Raw genomic sequence first — 16,528 nt, forward strand, 5'->3', positions numbered from 1 at the left:
AACCTAAGAAACTCGGAGGGCACTGATCCGCAGGCGCGTCGTGCAGGGAGGAAGACACCCATGGGCTTGCCGGCCATCTCCGCCTATCCCATGCCGGACAGCTCCGCCCTCCCTCGGTCGTACGCCTCCTGGAGGATCGATCCTGCCCGCGGCGCGCTGCTGATCCACGGCATGCAGAACCAACTGGTCGGAACCTTCCCCGCGGGGCGCTCCCCCGTGGTGGAACTCGTGGAGAACATCACCGCGCTCCGGGAGCTCGCCGGAGCACTCGGCATGCCGGTCGTGTTCAGCGCCGAGCCCGCCGGGGAACAGCCGAGCAGTTGCGTCCAGGCGCCGGACGACGAGATCCCGGAGTCCGACGCCGAGCCCGACGCCGTCGGGATCATCGACTCCCTCGCGCCGCGCCCCGGCGAGCATCTGCTGGGCAATGTGCGCCACAACGCCTTCCTGCGCAGCCGCCTCGACCGGCTGCTGCGCTCGGAGGGCCGCGACCAGCTGATCGTCTGCGGGGTGTACGCCCACCTCGGCGTCCTGCTGACGGCGGCGGACGCCTTCATGAACGGCTTCCAGCCCTTCGTCGTCGCCGACGCCGTGGCCGACTTCTCCGCCGAGGAGCACACCATGGCGCTTCGCTGGAGCGCACGCGGCAGCGTGGTCCGCACGACGGACGCCCTGCTGCGCGATCTGCTCCTGCACCGCGGACGGCGCCAGGCGTGACCGCATGACCGTCGACCCGGGCCTGCCCGAAGGGCTGTGCCCGTCCATGAATGGAGTGGCTCCGTGACTGTGACCGCCGCCCGGGAATCCCTCGGGTCGTCTCCCTGGCCGCCGGAGCTGCGCGGCAGCGTGGTGGTCGTCAAGTACGGCGGCAACGCCATGGTGGACGCGAGCCTGCAGCGCGCGTTCGCCGAGGACGTCGTGGAGCTGTGGCGCGCCGGGCTGCGTCCGGTCGTCGTACACGGCGGCGGGCCCCAGATCAGCGCCATGCTGGACCGCCTCGGTCTGGAGGTCCGCTTCGAGGCGGGGCTGCGCGTGACCACCCCGGAGACCATGGAAGTGGTGCGCATGGTGCTGACCGGGCGGGTGCAGCGGGAGCTGGTCGGCTGCATCAACGCCCATGGCCCCTTCGCCGTGGGCATGACGGGCGAGGACGCGCACACGATGACCGCGCGGCGGCGGCCGGCCTGGGTGGACGGCCGCCCGGTGGACATCGGCCTCGTCGGCGACATCGTGGACGTGAACCCGGACACCGTGCGCGCCCTGCTGGACCAGGGGCGCATCCCGGTGCTCTCACCGGTGGCCCGTGGCACGGCCGGCGAGGTCTACAACGTCAACGCCGATCTCGCGGCGTCCGCGCTGGCCACGGCGCTCGACGCCGAGCGGCTCGTGGTGCTCACCGATGTGGCGGGGCTGTACGCGGACTGGCCGCACAGCACCGAGGTGGTCGAGCGGCTGACCGTCACCGAGTTGGACGAGATGCTGCCGGGACTGGCGAGCGGGATGCTGCCGAAGATGGAGGGCTGTCTGCGGGCCGTCCGGTCCGGGGTGCGCAGGGCGCACGTCCTCGACGGCCGGGAGCCGCACGCCCTGCTGCGGGGACTCCTCGACCGGACCGGCCCCGGCACGACGGTGGTCCCGGACGACGAGACGGACCGGGCGTGACGCACCGGAAATGACGCACCGGAAGTGACGCGCCGGACCTGACCGGCAGGACGTGCCCGTCCCCGGTTCCTGTTCGCTCACAGGAACCGGGCCAGCACCCGGGCGCCGCGGCGCGGGTCCAGGGACCTGGTCCAGGCGGCCGGCGCCGTGCGCGGGGACGCCGGGGTGAATCCGTGGCGCAGGAAGAGCCCGCCGCTGCCCACGGTGGCCGTGTACAGGGCCGTCAGCGACTGCGCGCCGGCCCGGGCGAGGACGGCGGTCATGAGTCGTGCGCCCACCCCGTTCCCCTGCCGGTGGCCCGCCACGCAGAAGTTGTACAGCACGCCGACAGGACCTTGACCGGTCGCCGGGGAGGCCGCGTGCACCCGCAGGGCGACGCAGCCGTCGAGCGTGCCGTCGGCGGCCTCCGCCACGAGGAACTCGGCCGCCTGGCGGACGTACAGCGAGGCGGGGCGCTCGCGCAGCGCTCCCGAGCGGACGAACGGCCGGGACAGGGCCGCGAGCGCCGCGGCGTCGTCCTGGCGTGCGGAGCGCACGCGCAGGACGGACGACGCGGCCGGGAGCGGGACGGGGTGGGGGGTGAGCATGGTTCTTCTCCGGGCACGGGCCTCGATGCGGCGGGTCAGGCGTCCTTGGACGCCGCGAGGGAACGGGGGCGCAGGTCGGTCCAGTTGGCCTCGATGTGCTCCAGGCACGCGTCCCGGGTGTTCTCGTCGAAGACGACGGTCCACCCCCCGGGCACCTCGGCGAAGGACGGCCAGAGCGAGTGCTGGCCCTCGTGGTTGACCAGGACCAGGAAACGGCCTTCGCTGTCGTCGAAGGGGTTGGTGCTCATGTGCGGTGCCTCCTTGGAACGCCATTCTTAGGTTAGGCTCGCCTAATTAAGATGAGCCTAGCGTTTCCCGCTTCCCTCTCACAAGGAGACGTTCATGCGCCCCCCGGCCGACATGGATGCCGAGACCGACACCTCCTTCGCCGCGTTCGGGCTGCCCGGCGAGCCCGGCAGCGACGAGTTCTGGGCCGCGGCGGGGGCACCCGCCTCGGCGCCTGCCCCGGACGGCGGTTGGCTGACCCTGTTCCTGTGGCGCGGATCTCAGGCGAGCATCGGCTTCGAGGACGGGTCGCAGTCGGTCCCGCTGCGCCGGTGGCACGACACGGACTGCTGGTACGCGCAGGTGCCCATGCCCGAACGCCGGTGGACGACCTACCAGTTCCTCGTCGACGACACGGCCTGCGCCGACCCGCTGAACCCGGTCGGCGCGGGCGGCGACCGGTCCATCGCCGCGACCCCGGACGCGCCGGCCCAGCCGCACTGGCCCGTCGTCGGCGCGGACGACGTGCTGCCCGTCCCGCGCACCCGGATCCGCTGGAACAGCGAACGGCTCGGCGGACGGCGTACCGTGCGCGTCCATCCGGCGGGCGGCGGCGGACCGGTGGTCCTGCTGCTCGACGGGGACGACTGGCTGTATCTGCACCCGGCGACGACCGCGTTCGACTCGGCCGTCGCCGCCGGCGACCTGCCTCCCGTCACCCTCGTCTTCCTCCCGAGCAAGGACCGGCACGTCGAGTTCGCGTGCCGGCCCGAGCTGTGGGAGGCGGTCCGGGACGAACTGCTGCCGCTGGTGGCGGAGTCCGGCGTGCCCGCCGACCTGGACCGGCTGGTGGTGGTCGGGCAGAGCCTGGGCGGGCTCAGCGCGCTCTACGCTGCGCTGGCCTACCCGGAGTTGGTGTCGCGCGTCGCCTGTCAGTCGGGGTCGTTCTGGTGGACGCCCGACGCGATGGATCTGCCGGATCCGTTGCGTGACGGGCCCGTCGGGGGCGAACTCGCTGCGCGGCTGCGGGCCAACAAGCCCGACCTGTCGGGCCTGCGGGTCGCGTTCGACGTCGGGGAGCATGAGCCGGGCATGCTGCCCCACTGTGCGTTGGTCGAGTCGCTGATTGAGGAGGCCGGTGCGACCGTGCAGGTTTCCCGGTCGGCCTCCGGCCATGACCGGGTCGGATGGCGGCATGCCCTGTTGAGGGACGTTGCGTGGGTTCTCGCAACGCCGTAGTTGCCTGCGGGTCCGGTGGGGGCTGGTCGCGCCCACGCGGCGGAGCCGCATATGTGACAGCCCCGCGCCCCTATGGGCGCGTCCCTGCTCGGGGCGTTCAGTAGATCAGCGCGCCACCGCCGCGCAGTAGTCCTCGTCCCTCGCCAACAGGTTGCGGTGGGTGTCCTCTGCCGTGATGGCGCCGTCGTCCAGGACCAGGACCCGGTCGGCGGCGTCCAGCAGGGCCGGGCTGCTGGTGAGGACGACGGTGGTGCGGCCCCGGCGCAGCTTCGCGACGTTGCGGGCGATGAGCTGCTCCGTGACCGCGTCCACGGCGGTCGTCGGATCGTGCAGGACGAGGACGTCGGTGTCGGCGGCCAACGCGCGGGCCAGCGACAGCCGTTGCCGCTGTCCCCCGGAGAGGTTCGCGCCGCGGTCGCGGACGGCGTAGTCGAGCCCGTCGCGGTGCAGGGCGACGACGTCCGTCAGCATGGACGCCTCGACGGCCTCGGGCACGCTCCGGCTGGTGCCCGAGGGGTCGATGTTGCTGCGCAGGGTGCCCGCGAAGATCTCCCCGTCGTACGGGTTCACCAGCAGATGCGCGCGGACCGCCTCGACCGACAGGTCCGCCAGCTCCTGCCCGCCGACCCGCACCACGCCCTCGTACGCGTCGGGCGGGACGTTCACGGCCAGGACCGACGCGAGGTCGGCCGCCGCGCGCGGCTGGTAGGCGGCGATCGCCACGAACTCGCCGGCGGACACCTTGAGCTTCAGCTTGCGCAGGGACCCGTGCCGGACGCAGTCGATCTCCAGGTCCCCGCCCGCGGCCGGGCGCTCCGGTCCCGGGGTCGTCACCGGCGGGGCGGTCAGCACCAGCGCCATCCGCTCGGCCGACGCGCGCGCGATCATCACGTACTTCGGCATCTCCGAGAACAGTTTGAGCGGCTCCATGATGAACTGCGCCAGGCCGACGGCCATGACCAGCTCGCCGATGGTGATCTCTCCGCCGAACGCCAGCCAGCCCGCCGTGAGGGTCACGGCGGCGGCCAGGACGGCGTTGAGGGCCAGCGCGGTGCCCGCGTACACGCCGTTCACCTTGGCGACGGTGATCGCCTGGTGCTTGGCCTCCGTGCTGACCTTCCGGTAGGAGCGGAACGCCGCGTGGTTGCCGCCGAAGCCGTGCAGCGGGCGCAGGCCGATGATCAGGTCGGCGACCTTCGCGCCCGCCCGCGCCACCCGGGCCTGCTGTTCCTGGGTGCTCGCGCCGATCCGCTTGGACATCACGCTGAGGATCGACAGGATCGCGACGGTTCCCACGATCACCAGCGCGCCGAGCCGGAGGTCGGCCAGGCCCAGTGCGACCGCCGCGACCACCACCGCGACCAGCGAGCTGATCAGCAGCGGCACCACCTCGATGATGTCGGCGGTCTGGTCGGCGTCCTCGGTGGCGATGGTCAGCACCTCGCCGGACTTGAGGTCCATGTCCCGGGCCACCGGCTGGAGGCCGCAGGCGGCGACCTCGACCCGCCAGCGGTGCGCCTCGGTGGTGTTGGCCTTCTGCAGGATGCGCATGCCGAACCGCCACGACAGCGACACCGTCGTGATGATCGCGGCGAGCGCGCCGATCGACACCGCGAGCGCGCCGAGGTTCCGGTCGCCCTGCATGGTGTGCTCGACGATCAGACCGAGCGCGATGGGAAAGGCGGTCTCACCGGCCTGGTAGAGGCCCATGAGGACGGTGCCCCAGACCATGGCGCCGACGTTGCGGCGCAGCGCGGACTTGAGGATGTCGGACCCCGGGCGGGGCCGCTGCGTGTCAGGAGTTGTCATCGAGATGGCGGGCAATCGCTTCCGGGGTTCGCAGGGTGAACAGGTCACGGATGGTGATGACAGGACCGTACTCCCGGCGGAGCAGCCCGTTCAGCCGCACCGCCAGCATGGAGTGCCCACCGAGGGACACGAAGTCGCTCACCGCGCTCACCTCGTCGTCGTCCAGGTCGAGTGCCTCGGCGAAGAACTCGCAGACCGTCGTCTCGGTCTCGGTCCGAGGGCCGCGCTCCCCCGCCGTCGTCAGCGCGCCGAGCGGCTTGGCCTCCGGCAACGCCTTGGTGTCAGCCTTCCCGTTCACCGTCAGCGGGATGCTGTCGACCTGGGCGAAGTGCGTCGGGCGCAGGAAGTCCGGCAGCGCGGCGCCCACTTCGGCGGCGACGGCAGCCAACTCGGCGCCGTCCAGGACGAGATAGGCGGCCAGTCGGTAGGAGCCGTCGACCTGTGGGTCGGGCTGGGCCACGGCGGCGACGAAGCGCACCGCCGGGTGCGCCGCGAACGCGGCCTCCACCTCGCCCGGTTCGACCCGGTGGCCGCGGATCTTGACCTGCTGGTCGGTGCGGCCCAGGTAGAGCAGGTTTCCGTCGGGCCGCCGCGCCACCAGGTCGCCGGTGCGGTACATGCGCGCGCCGGGCTCGCCGAACGGGCAGGCGACGAAGCGGTGCGCGGTCTGGGCCGGCTGGCCGAGGTAGCCGCGCGCGATGCCGATGCCGGACACGTACAGCTCGCCGGGCACACCGTCCGGCAGCGGCCGCAGCCACGGGTCCAGGACGTACACGTCGGTGTTGTCGATCGCGACGCCCACCACCGGGTCCTGGCACTCGAAGGTGCCGACGCCGAGGGTGTTGATGGTGTACTCGGTGGGCCCGTACAGGTTGTAGCCGACCGTCCCCTCGGTCTCGGCGAGCCGCTGCCACAGGGTCGGGGTGACGGCCTCGCCGCCCAGCAGGACCAGCGCCGGCCGTCGCTCCGGGTTGTCCAACAGGCCTTCCGCCACCAGCTGTTGGGCGTAGGTCGGGGTCACGTTGATGACGTCGATGCCGTGTTCGAGGCAGTACTCGACCAGCCGGGGGGCGTCGCGGCGCAACTCCTCGTCGCAGATGTGCACTTCATGCCCGTCGGCGAGCCAGAGCAGTTCCTCCCACGACATGTCGAAGGCGAACGACACGGTGTGCGCGATCCGGAAGATCCGGTGGCCGTGGTCGGCCAGCACCGGTTCGAAGATGCGGCGCTGATGGTTGATCAGCATGTTGGTGAGCCCGGCGTACTCGGTCACCACGCCCTTGGGCTTCCCGGTCGAGCCGGAGGTGTAGATCGTGTAGGCGGGGTGCCGCAGCCGGTGCGGGTCGTCCGGCGTGAACGTCCGATACGGCTCGGCGTCGGGCAGCGGGCGGTCCAGCTCGATGAGGTCGCCGGTCAGCCGGGGGGACACGGCGCTCACGGTGAGGGTGACGTCCGGGCGGGCGTCCTCGACGATCGCGGCGATCCGCTCGTCCGGGTGGTCCAGCTCCAGCGGCACATACGCGGCGCCGACGCGCAGCACGGCGAACAGCGCCACGATCCAGTCGAGGGAGCGCGGGATCGCGAGACCCACGTTGGTCTCGGGGCCGATGCCGCGCCGGGCGAGGACGCCCGCCACCGCCCGGCTGCGGTCGCGGAGTTGGCCGAAGGTCATGGTCGAGCCGTGGGCGACGAGCGCGACCCGCTCCGGGTCGCGGTCCGCGGCCAGGTCGAAGCGGTCGACGACGGTGTCCGTGCCGACGTCCGTGCGTTCGGCGCGTTCGGGCTCCGCAGCCAGGCCCCGCAGCGCGCCGACCGGGCCGGTCGAGCGGGCCAGGTCCTCGAGCACCCGCAGGTAGTCGTCGAGGAGACGGCGGGCGCCCGCGGTGTCCTCGTCGCGGTACTCCAGCTTGACCGTGAGCCGGTCCCCGGGCGTGACGACCCAGGTGAAGGGGTAGTGGGTCGAGTCGTCGGCCTTCACCGCGGTGATGCCGTGCCGGGCGTTCATCTCGGCGAACGCGTCCATGTCCAGGAAGTTCTGGAGCACGAACAGGTTGTCGAACAGCGTGTCGTGACCGCTGGCCCGCTGGATCTCGCCGAGCCCGAGGTGCTCGTGCTCCATCGCCTCGACCCGGGCCGCCTGCACGGCGAGCAGATACTCCCGGACGGTGTCGTCGGGCCGGGCCCGCGTCCACTGCGGGACGGTGTTGAGCAGCACGCCGACGATGCCGTCCAGGCCGTCGCCGTCCCGGCCGGAGACGGTCACCCCGAACACGGCGTCGCTGCGGCCCGTGCGGGCGCCGAGCAGCAGGCCGAACGCACCGGTCAGCACCGAGTTCAGCGTGACGCCGTGCACCCGGGCCACTTCCCGCAGCAGTTCGGACTGCTCGGCGGTCAGCGCCTGCACGAGCGCGCTCGGCAGCTCGTCCGAGAGGGCCGGCGCCGGTCCGGCGAGCAGCGTCGGACCGGGGAGAGCGGCCAGCTGCCCGGCCCAGAAGCGTTCCGATACGGCGGCGTCCTTGGCGTCGAGCTCGCGGGCGTAGTCCTCGAAGCTCGGCGTGGCGGGGGCCGCGTCCCAGGGCTCGCCCGCGAGGACGGCCTCGTAGGCGTCGAACAGGTCCCGCAGCACGATCTCGCGGGACCAGCCGTCCCACAGCAGCAGGTGGTAGCTGAGCAGCAGGCCGTCGCGGTCGTCGGGGAGACGGACCACGGTCGGCCGGATCAGCGGCGGTTCACCGGGGTCGAATCCCGTGTCGCGGTCGCGGGCGCGCAGCTCCTCGACCTCCGCGTCCGTCGACAGCTCGACCGTGCGGACGTCGACCCGCCGGCCCGCGGCGAGAACCTGGACCGGGTTTCCGTCGTCGTCCGTGGTGAAGCCGGCTCCCACGACCGGGTGCCGGGCGATCACGCGCGTCATCGCCTCGGCCAGCGCGTCGGTGTCCAGGCGCCGGTCGAAGGTGAACCAGCTCTGTGCGACGTAGTGTCCGGCCGAGCCCGCCATCTGGGCCTGGAAGTACAGGCCTCGCTGGAGCGGGGTGACCGGCGCGGTGCGTTCGGCCGTGGCGGAGACGTCCGCGATGCCTTCCAGCGCGCCGCGCCAGTGCTCGGTGATCTCGTCGGGGATGCCCTCGGCGAGCGTGAACGCGGTGTGCAGGCTGCCGGTGGCCGCGTCGATCCACGCGTTGACCTCGACGGCGTACGGGCTGCCCTGGTCGCCGCCGGTGAGGTGCAGCGCCTGGGACTCGCTGCCCCGGCCGAGGTAGTTGAACAGCACCTGCGGGCGGGCGGTCAGCAGCGGGGCCGTCTGCGGGTTGAGGTACCTGAGCCGGCCGTAGGCGACGTGCCCGCGCTCGTCCGGCTGGCGTTCGGCGAGCTCGCGGGCCGCCGCGACGGGGTCGGTGTGCGCGGTGAGCCGCACGGGGGCGATGGAGGTGAACCAGCCGACCGTGCGGGTGTAGTCGTGGTTCTCGAGGACCGGGACCCGGCCGTGCCGCTCCAGCTCGATCGCGAGATCGGTGGGCGCCGGCTGGACGCGGGTCAGCGCGCTGCGCAGCGCGCCGCACAGCAACTCGGTGAGCCCGACGCCGAGTGCGGCGGGCGCGGTGCGCGTCACCCGGTCGCTGACGTCGGGGGCGAGCACGACGGTGGTCTCGCGCAGCCCCTCGACCGCGGGGAGCAGGGCGGGCGCCCGGAGCGTGTCGACCCAGTGCCCGAGGTCGTCGGCGGCCTGCGCGGACCGGAGCGTCAGCGCTTCGCCGTACTCGGCGTAGGAGGTGGTCGGCGGCGGCAGGGCCGCGCCGGCCAGGGCGTTGGTCAGGTCGTCGAGGAGGACCAGCCAGGACACCGAGTCGACGGCGAGGTGGTGCACGGTGATCACCAGGGTCCGGCTCGCCTCCAGCCAGGCGAACGCGACGACGTCCCCGGCCTCGGGATCGAGCCGGCCGGCGGCCTCGTTCGCCACGGCCGTCGCGTCGGTGGTGTCCGGCCGGGCGACGGGGACCTCGCCGGTCGCCGGTTCGGTGCGCAGGGCCCACACGCCGTGCTCGACGCGCAGCCGCAGCCGCAGGGCCGGGTGCGCGGCCACGACGGCGTTCGCGGCGCGCTCGACTTCGGCGAACCCGGCGCCCTCGGCGACCGTGAGGGTCCTGGCCTGGGCGAACCGGGCGAGTGAGCCGCCCAGTTCGCGCTGGCGCAGGATGATCGGGGTCGGCGTCAGCGGGCCGTCCGCGCGGCGGGCGGGCACGGCGGCCACGGGCTGCGGGGTGCTCGTCGTGCGCAGCTGCTCGGCGAGCGCGCGAGGCGTCCGCAGCAGGAACACGTCCCGGGGCGCGATCGGCAGTCCGAGCGCCCTGGCCCGGTTGACGACGGTGATGGCGACGATGCTGTCGCCTCCGGCCCGGAAGAAGTCGGTGTCGCCGTCGGCGGCGGAGCCGGGCAGTGTGTCGGCGAAGATGCCGACCAACGCGGCGAGCGCGGAGTCGTTCGCGGCCGCCGGGGCGTCGTCCGGTGTCTGTGTCTGTGTCTGTGTCTGTGTCTGTGTGGCGTGCGCGGCCAGCGCCTTGCGGTCCAGCTTGCCGTTGACCGTCAGCGGCAGGGCGTCGACGGGAAGGACCCGCCCCGGCACCATGTGCACGGGCAGCTTCGCCGACAGCAGGTCGGTGAGGTCGGCCGGCGCCCGGCCCACGAGGTGGGCGATCAGGTGGTCGCCGCTGTCCGCCACCGTGACGGCGACGTCGACCACGGAGTCGAGTTCCCGGATCGCGGCCTCCACCTCGCCCAACTCGATCCGGAAGCCCTTGAGTTGGACCTGGTCGTCGGCGCGGCCGGCGAACTCCAGCTCGCCGTCGAGGGTACGGCGGGCGAGGTCGCCCGTGTGGTACATGCGGGAGCCGTCGCCCGCGAACGGGTTGGCCACGAACCGGCCCGCGGTGAGCCCGGGCCTGCCCAGGTAGCCGAGCGACACCTGGTCGCCGGCCACGTAGATCGCGCCCACCCGGCCCGGCGGCACCGGCCGGAGCCGGTCGTCGAGCAGATAGGTGACCAGGCCGGGGATCGGACCGCCGATCGGGCTGACGTCGTCGCCGAGGGCGAAGTCCTCGTCGGTCAGCACCCGGTGGGTGACATGGACCGTGGTCTCGGTGATGCCGTACATGTTGACCAGCTCGGGTCGGCCCGTGCCGTGCCGTTCGACCCAGCCGCGCAGTCGCCCGAGGTCGAGCGCCTCGCCGCCGAAGATGATCCGGCGCAGTGCGGGGACCGGCTCTCCGGCGTGCCGGTCGGCCTCGATGAACTGGTAGAACGCCGACGGGGTCTGGTTGAGCACGGTCACTGCGCGCTCGCGGACCAGCCGGTGGAAGTCGACCGGGGAGCGGGTCAGCCCGTACTCGGGCACCAGCAGCTCACCGCCGTGTGCCAGTGCGCCCCACAGCTCCCAGACCGCGAAGTCGAAGGAGAAGGAGTGGAACTGGACCCAGACGTCCTGCGGGCCGAAGTCCATGTCGGGCCGGGTGCCCGCGAGCAGCGACACCACGCTGGAGTGCGGGACGACGACGCCCTTGGGCCGGCCGGTGGACCCGGACGTGTAGATGACGTACGCGGGGTCGTGCGGGCTGACCTCGGGCTCGGGCCCGAGGTCCTGCGGCAGCTCTTCTCCCTGGACGAGCACACGCGCCGGGACGCCCGCCCGGGCGAGCAGCCCGGTGAACCGGTCGCGCTGCTCGCGCTCCACGAGAACGACCTGCGGGGCCGCGTCGGCGAGGATGTACTCCAGCCGTTCGTCCGGGTACGCCAGGTCCAGCGGCACGTACGCGCCGCCCGCGGTGACGATCGCGACCAGGGCGACGACCTGTTCGAGGGAGCGCGGGACGGCGACGGCGACCCGCTTGCCCGGCCGGACCCCGGCCGCTCTCAGGGTCGAGGCCAACTCGTCCTTGGCGTCCGCCAGTTCGCCGTAGGTGAGGGACCGGGTGCTGCCGTCGAGGGCGCACTGGGTGACGGCGGTGGCGGCGGGGTCGCGCTGCGCGGCGGCGGCGAACAGAGCGCCCAGGGTCGTCGCGGTGGCCTGCTCGGGGGTCGGTGCCCGCTCGGGCGCGAGTTCGTCGACCAGGGCCTCGGGCCGGGCGAGCAGGCCGGTGAGGGTCTCGGTGAAGCTGTCCAGGATCGTCCGGGCGCTCGACTCCCGCAGCAGTTCGCCGTCGTAGATCAGGTTGAAGCGCGGACGGCCGTCGAGCGCGCGCTCCACGACGAGGGTCAACGGGTAGTGCGGAGCGCCCTCGTTGACGATGTCGGCGATGGCCAGCGTGTCGCCGGGTCGACGCAGACCGGCCACGTCGGTCGCGACGTCGAACACCACCAGGGTGTCGAACAGGGAGCCGGCGCCGGCCTGGCGGCCGATCCGCGCCAGCGAGACGTGCTGGTGCGGCAGGACCGCGCTCTGGTGCTCGCGCACCGCGGCCAGGAGGCCGGACGAGGTGGTGGCGGGGGTCCAACGGGCGCGCACGGGGATCGTGTTGATGAACAGACCCACCATGTCCTCGATGCCGGGCACGTCGGCGTCGCGTCCGGAGACCGTGGAGCCGAACACCACGTCACGGCCGTGCAGAAGGCCGCCCAGCGTCACCGCCCATGCACTGTGCACGGCCACGCTCAGCGGCACGCCGGCCGCGCGGACCGCCGCGTCGATGTCGTCGCCCGGCTCCACCGCGATGTCGGTGAAGCGGTCGGAGGGGGTGTGCCCTTCGGCGACCAGCGAGGGGCCGGGCAGCTCGGCGAGCTGTTCGCCCCAGACCCGGTCGCTCTCGTCGTCGTCGAGTCCGGCGAGCCGGCGCACGTAGTCGGGGAAGCCGCCGAGCGGGTACACCGTTCCCGGCGCGTGGTACTCGGCCAGCAGTGCGCGGAGCATCGGCGGCACCGACCAGCCGTCGGCGATGATGTGGTGCACGGTCTGCACCAGGATGTTGCGGCCGATGCCGGCGCGGATGAGGGTGTAGCGCATCAACGGGCCGGTGGCCAGGTCGAATCCGGCACGGCGGTCGCGCTCGGCGTACTCGCGTATCTCGGCGTCGGTGATGCCGGGGCGGTCGAGCGTGGTGAAGGGGGCCTCCACCGCGCTCTCCAGGACGGAGACCACACGGCCGTCGGCGAGGGCCGTGAACCGGGCGGCCAGGTTCGGGTACAGCGTGAGCAGCCGGGTGGCGGCCGCGGCGAGCCGATGGGCGTCCACCTCCCCGCTCAGTGTGAGCAGTTGCTGCTCGACGTAGGCGCCGGCCGAGTCGTCGTCGAAGACCGAGTGGAAGTACAGGCCCTCCTGGAGCGGGGTCAGCGGCAGGATGTCCCGCAGCGCCGGGCCGTCCAGGTCGTCGACGTCGGCCTGGGTGAGGGGCACCGCGGCGAAGTCGCTGGGCGAGTGGCCGCCTTCCTCCAGCGCGGCCAGGCCGGTCAGTGCCTCCCGGAAGTACGCGCCGACCGTCTCGATGTCCTCGTCGGTGAACATGGCGTCGGGCCAGGAGACGGTGGTGACCAGCTCGTATCCGCCGGTGGCGGCGGGTTCGGCGATCGCGTTGAACTCCAGGGCGCGCGGCAGCCGCATCCGCGGGTCGCGCTTCTCGCCCAACTGGCCTGTGGTTCCGGCGAGTTGCCAGTCCCCGGACGAGCCGGCGTCGAAGCGGCCGAGGTAGTTGAAGAGCACCTGCGGCGCCGGGGCGTCGAACTCGGTCCGGGTCAGGTAGCGCAGGGCGCCGTAGGAGACGCCGTTGTCGGGCACCCGGGCGAGGTCTTCCTTGACGGCCTTGAGCGCGGCGGCCAGGTACCCGGGGGCGGTGAAGTCGGTGGTCGCGCCGGGGTCCACGGTGACCGGGAAGAGGGTGGTGAACCAGCCCACGGTGCGCGAGAGTTCGGGTTCGAAGCCGACGGCGTCCGCGACGAACTGTCCTTCGCGGCCGTGGCCTTCGAGCTCGATGTACGCGAACGTCTGGTCCTGGCCGAGGTCGCGGCGCCGGCGGGCGAGGGTGACGGCGAGCGCGGTCAGCAGGACGTCGTTGACGCCCGCGTGGAACTTCGCGGGGATCTCGCCCAGCAGCGCGGCCGTGACGTCGGGGCCGACGGAGACGGTCCGCACCCGTTCGCGGGCGACGGTGTCGGCTTCGGACAGCGCCCGTCTGCCGACCGGCTCGTCCGTTCCCGGCAGGGGACGCCAGAAGTAGGCGCTGTCCGCGTCGAACGCCGCGCGTTCCAGCGCCTGTGTCCAGCGCCTGAACGACGTGCCGACCGGGGGCAGTTCGATCGGCGCACCGGCGGCGGACTGCCGCCAGGCCGTGGCCAGGTCGTCCATCAGGACCCGCCAGGACACGCCGTCGATCACCACGTGGTGGACGACCACGACGAGTTGTCGTGCCGCGCGCCGCCAGACGGCCCGCAGCATCGCGCCGTCGGCCGGGTCCAGCCCGTCGGTGGCGAGCGCCACGCACTCGTCGAGCGGTCGGTCGCTCTCCTGCCAGAGCTCGGCGGTGGGGCCCGGCTCGGGGATGTCGAAGCTCCAGCGGTCGCCGCGCACGAGCCGGGCGCGCAGCATGTCGTGCCGGCCGAGGACGGCGGCGAGGATCTCGTCGAGGGCGTCGGCGGTCAGGCCGGCCGGGGTGTTCAGCACCACGGACTGCACGAAGCCGTCTGTCGCGTCGGTGGTCTCGCCGAGCCACTGCACGATGGGCGATCCCACGACGGAGCCGGTCGGCACATCGCCGTGGTCGACCGTGGAGACGTCCTCACGGCCGGCCACCGCCGCCAGCGCCCCGACGACGCTGTGGGTGAAGATCTGCCGTGCCGTGACATGGAGACCCGCCTCGCGCAGGGCGGAGAGCAGCGAGATCGCCAGGATGCTGTCGCCGCCGAGCCGGAAGATGTCCTGGTCGACGCCGACCTCTTCCAGCCGCAGCACCGCCGCGACCGCCGCGCACACGATGCGCTCGTTCTCGGTGCTGGGCGGGACGATCGTGCCGGTGACCACCACGGGCTCGGGCAGCGCGATGCGGTCGAGCTTGCCGTTCGCGGTGAGCGGGAACTCCGTCAGCACGACGATGTGGGTGGGCACCATGTACTCGACCATGTGCTCGGCGGCCCATGCCTTGACGTCGTCGGCGCGCAGGTCGGCGCTGCCGGCGGCGGGGATCACATAGCCCACCAGGTAGGTGCCGCCCGCCGAGTTCTTCTTCGCGACGACGCAGGTGTGCCGTACTCCGGGGTGTTCGGCGAGGCCGACCTCGACGTCCTCGATCTCCAGCCGCATGCCGCGGATCTTGATCTGGTTGTCGGCGCGGCCGAGGAAGTCCAGCGACCCGTCGGGGGCGTACCTCGCCAGGTCGCCGGTCCGGTAGAGCCGGGAGCCGTCGTCGGCGAAGGGGTTCGCGACGAACCGGGACGCGGTCAGGCCGGGCGCGTTGACGTAGCCGCGCCCCAGCAGGAAGCCGCCCACGTACAGCTCGCCGCCGACCCCGACGGGGACCGGGCGCAGCTCGTCGTCGAGCACGTACAGCTGGGTGTTGGGGTTGGCCCGGCCGATGGACGTCGACAGGCGTTCCGCCGCACCCCGGTAGATGACGTGCGAGACGCCGATGGTCGTCTCGGCCGGGCCGTAGCCGTGGTACATGGGGATGTCGAGCCGGGTGCGGAACCGTTCGTACAGCTCCGGGGTCAGCACCTCGCCGCCGCACCACACGTGCCGCAGGCTGTCCAGCCGTCCGGAGTCGCCGGCGATCTCCAGCAGCACGTCCAGCATGGACGACACCAGGTAGGTGAAGGTGACGCGCTGTTCGGCGATCACGCCCAGCAGATGGTGCGGGTCGCGTTCGCCGCCGGGCCGCAGGACCACCAGTCGGCCACCGCTGACCAGCGGCAGGAAGATCTCGTTGATGGAGATGTCGAAGGAGAGCGGCGCCTTGAAGAGCGAGGCGTCGTCGTGGCCGAAGTGCAGGATCTCGTCGACCTGCCACAGCAGGCGCTCGCTGATCGCCTCGTGCCGGATCATCGCGCCCTTGGGCCGCCCGGTCGAACCGGAGGTGAAGATCACGTATGCCAGCGCGTCGCCGGGGACGGCGACTTCGGGCGCCTCGGCCGGGTAGGAGCCGAACTTCCAGTCGCCGAGGTCCACGGCGACGGCTTCCGGTTCCTCCGGGGCGTGCTCGCCCGAGTCGTTGAGCTGGACGACGACGCGGGCGTCCTCGATGACGACGGCGCGGCGGGCGGCCGGCCACTGTGGATCGAGGGGCACGAACGCGCAGCCCGCCTGGAGCACGCCGAGCAGGCCGATCACCATGTCGGCGGAGCGGCCGAGCGAGATGCCGACGACCTGCTCGGCGGTGAGCCCGTGTTCGATCAGGCGGTGGGCCAACTGGCCGGACAGCACGGCCGCCTGACGGTAGGTCAGCGAGCGGTGCTCGTCGACGACGGCGACGGCGTCCGGCCGGGTCCGCGCCTGCTCGCGGAACATCTCCACGATGGTCGGGCGGACCCGGTCGGCGTGGGTGTCGTTCCACCCGGTCAGGGCTTCGAGCCGCGCGGTCACGTCGGACGGGCCGATGGTGCCGAGGGGCCGGTCGGGGAAGTCGGCCAGGTCGTCGAGGGCGAGTTGCGCCTCGGCGAGCTCGACGCCTTCCGGGACGGCGATGCTGCGGCCGTCCGAGTCGTCCGCACCGTCCACGCCTTCCACGCCGTCCACGCCGTCCACGCCGTCCGGGCCGACCTGCCAACCGCCGGGTCCGGCACCGCCGTTGTCGACCCAGCCGAGGACGTCGGCGAACAGCGTGCCGGGGGTGAGGTCGATGCCGTCGGGGCTGCGGCCGGTGGCCCAGTAGGACAGCCCGATGGCACACGCTTCGGCGATGGTCCTGTCGGAGAAGTCGCCGGTACGCCGGCGTACGTCGGCCAGGCGCGTGGGAGAGAGCAGCACAACGCGCGCGCGGGGTTCCATCATCGAAGACTCAGCATCCCTTCCATGGTATGAAAGTTAGCCTAACCTA

At 72.6% G+C, this 16,528-nt stretch carries 7 protein-coding genes; 3 read left to right on the forward strand and 4 right to left on the reverse strand.

Annotation, left to right across the window (positions count from 1 at the left end):
• The first annotated feature begins 60 nt into the window (after positions 1–60).
• Complete coding sequence (locus ACWD4O_RS37585; protein ID WP_451287086.1) at positions 61–717, forward strand: isochorismatase family protein; 657 nt, start codon at positions 61–63, stop codon at positions 715–717.
• A 69-nt stretch (positions 718–786) separates the two neighbouring features.
• Positions 787–1,662 carry an acetylglutamate kinase gene (gene argB / locus ACWD4O_RS37590; protein ID WP_451287135.1) on the forward strand — a complete coding sequence of 292 codons (876 nt, stop codon included), beginning with the start codon at positions 787–789 and terminating at the stop codon, positions 1,660–1,662.
• A 77-nt stretch (positions 1,663–1,739) separates the two neighbouring features.
• Here argB and ACWD4O_RS37595 read toward each other — a convergent pair whose 3' ends face one another.
• Together ACWD4O_RS37595 and ACWD4O_RS37600 are read right to left on the reverse strand one after the other, a co-directional pair.
• Positions 1,740–2,249 carry a GNAT family N-acetyltransferase gene (locus ACWD4O_RS37595; RefSeq protein ID WP_451287088.1) on the reverse strand — a complete coding sequence of 170 codons (510 nt, stop codon included), beginning with the start codon at positions 2,247–2,249 and terminating at the stop codon, positions 1,740–1,742.
• A gap of 35 nt (positions 2,250–2,284) precedes the next feature.
• Positions 2,285–2,497, reverse strand: a complete 213-nt coding sequence (locus ACWD4O_RS37600) for an MbtH family protein (RefSeq protein WP_450947421.1) — start codon at positions 2,495–2,497, stop codon at positions 2,285–2,287.
• Positions 2,498–2,591: 94 nt separating this feature from the next.
• Here ACWD4O_RS37600 and ACWD4O_RS37605 point away from each other — a divergent pair, with 94 nt between their 5' ends.
• Positions 2,592–3,713 carry an alpha/beta fold hydrolase gene (locus tag ACWD4O_RS37605; protein WP_451287090.1) on the forward strand — a complete coding sequence of 374 codons (1,122 nt, stop codon included), beginning with the start codon at positions 2,592–2,594 and terminating at the stop codon, positions 3,711–3,713.
• Positions 3,714–3,818: 105 nt separating this feature from the next.
• Here ACWD4O_RS37605 and ACWD4O_RS37610 read toward each other — a convergent pair whose 3' ends face one another.
• Positions 3,819–5,522, reverse strand: a complete 1,704-nt coding sequence (locus ACWD4O_RS37610) for an ABC transporter ATP-binding protein (protein ID WP_451287092.1) — start codon at positions 5,520–5,522, stop codon at positions 3,819–3,821.
• Positions 5,509–16,482, reverse strand: a complete 10,974-nt coding sequence (locus ACWD4O_RS37615) for an amino acid adenylation domain-containing protein (RefSeq protein ID WP_451287094.1) — start codon at positions 16,480–16,482, stop codon at positions 5,509–5,511. Before ACWD4O_RS37615 ends, ACWD4O_RS37610 begins: the two co-directional genes overlap by 14 nt.
• Between the last annotated feature and the right edge of the window lie 46 nt (positions 16,483–16,528).

It is taken from the genome of Streptomyces sp. NPDC002623 (assembly GCF_053592635.1).

Bases quoted from the DNA above. Each gene is read 5' to 3' on its own strand.
- ACWD4O_RS37585 (WP_451287086.1), top strand. From the start codon at position 61: ATGGGCTTGCCGGCCATCTCCGCCTATCCCATGCCGGACAGCTCCGCC.
- ACWD4O_RS37595 (WP_451287088.1), bottom strand. From the start codon at position 2,249: ATGCTCACCCCCCACCCCGTCCCGCTCCCGGCCGCGTCGTCCGTCCTG.
- ACWD4O_RS37600 (WP_450947421.1), bottom strand. From the start codon at position 2,497: ATGAGCACCAACCCCTTCGACGACAGCGAAGGCCGTTTCCTGGTCCTG.
- ACWD4O_RS37605 (WP_451287090.1), top strand. From the start codon at position 2,592: ATGCGCCCCCCGGCCGACATGGATGCCGAGACCGACACCTCCTTCGCC.
- ACWD4O_RS37610 (WP_451287092.1), bottom strand. From the start codon at position 5,522: ATGACAACTCCTGACACGCAGCGGCCCCGCCCGGGGTCCGACATCCTC.
- ACWD4O_RS37615 (WP_451287094.1), bottom strand. From the start codon at position 16,482: ATGATGGAACCCCGCGCGCGCGTTGTGCTGCTCTCTCCCACGCGCCTG.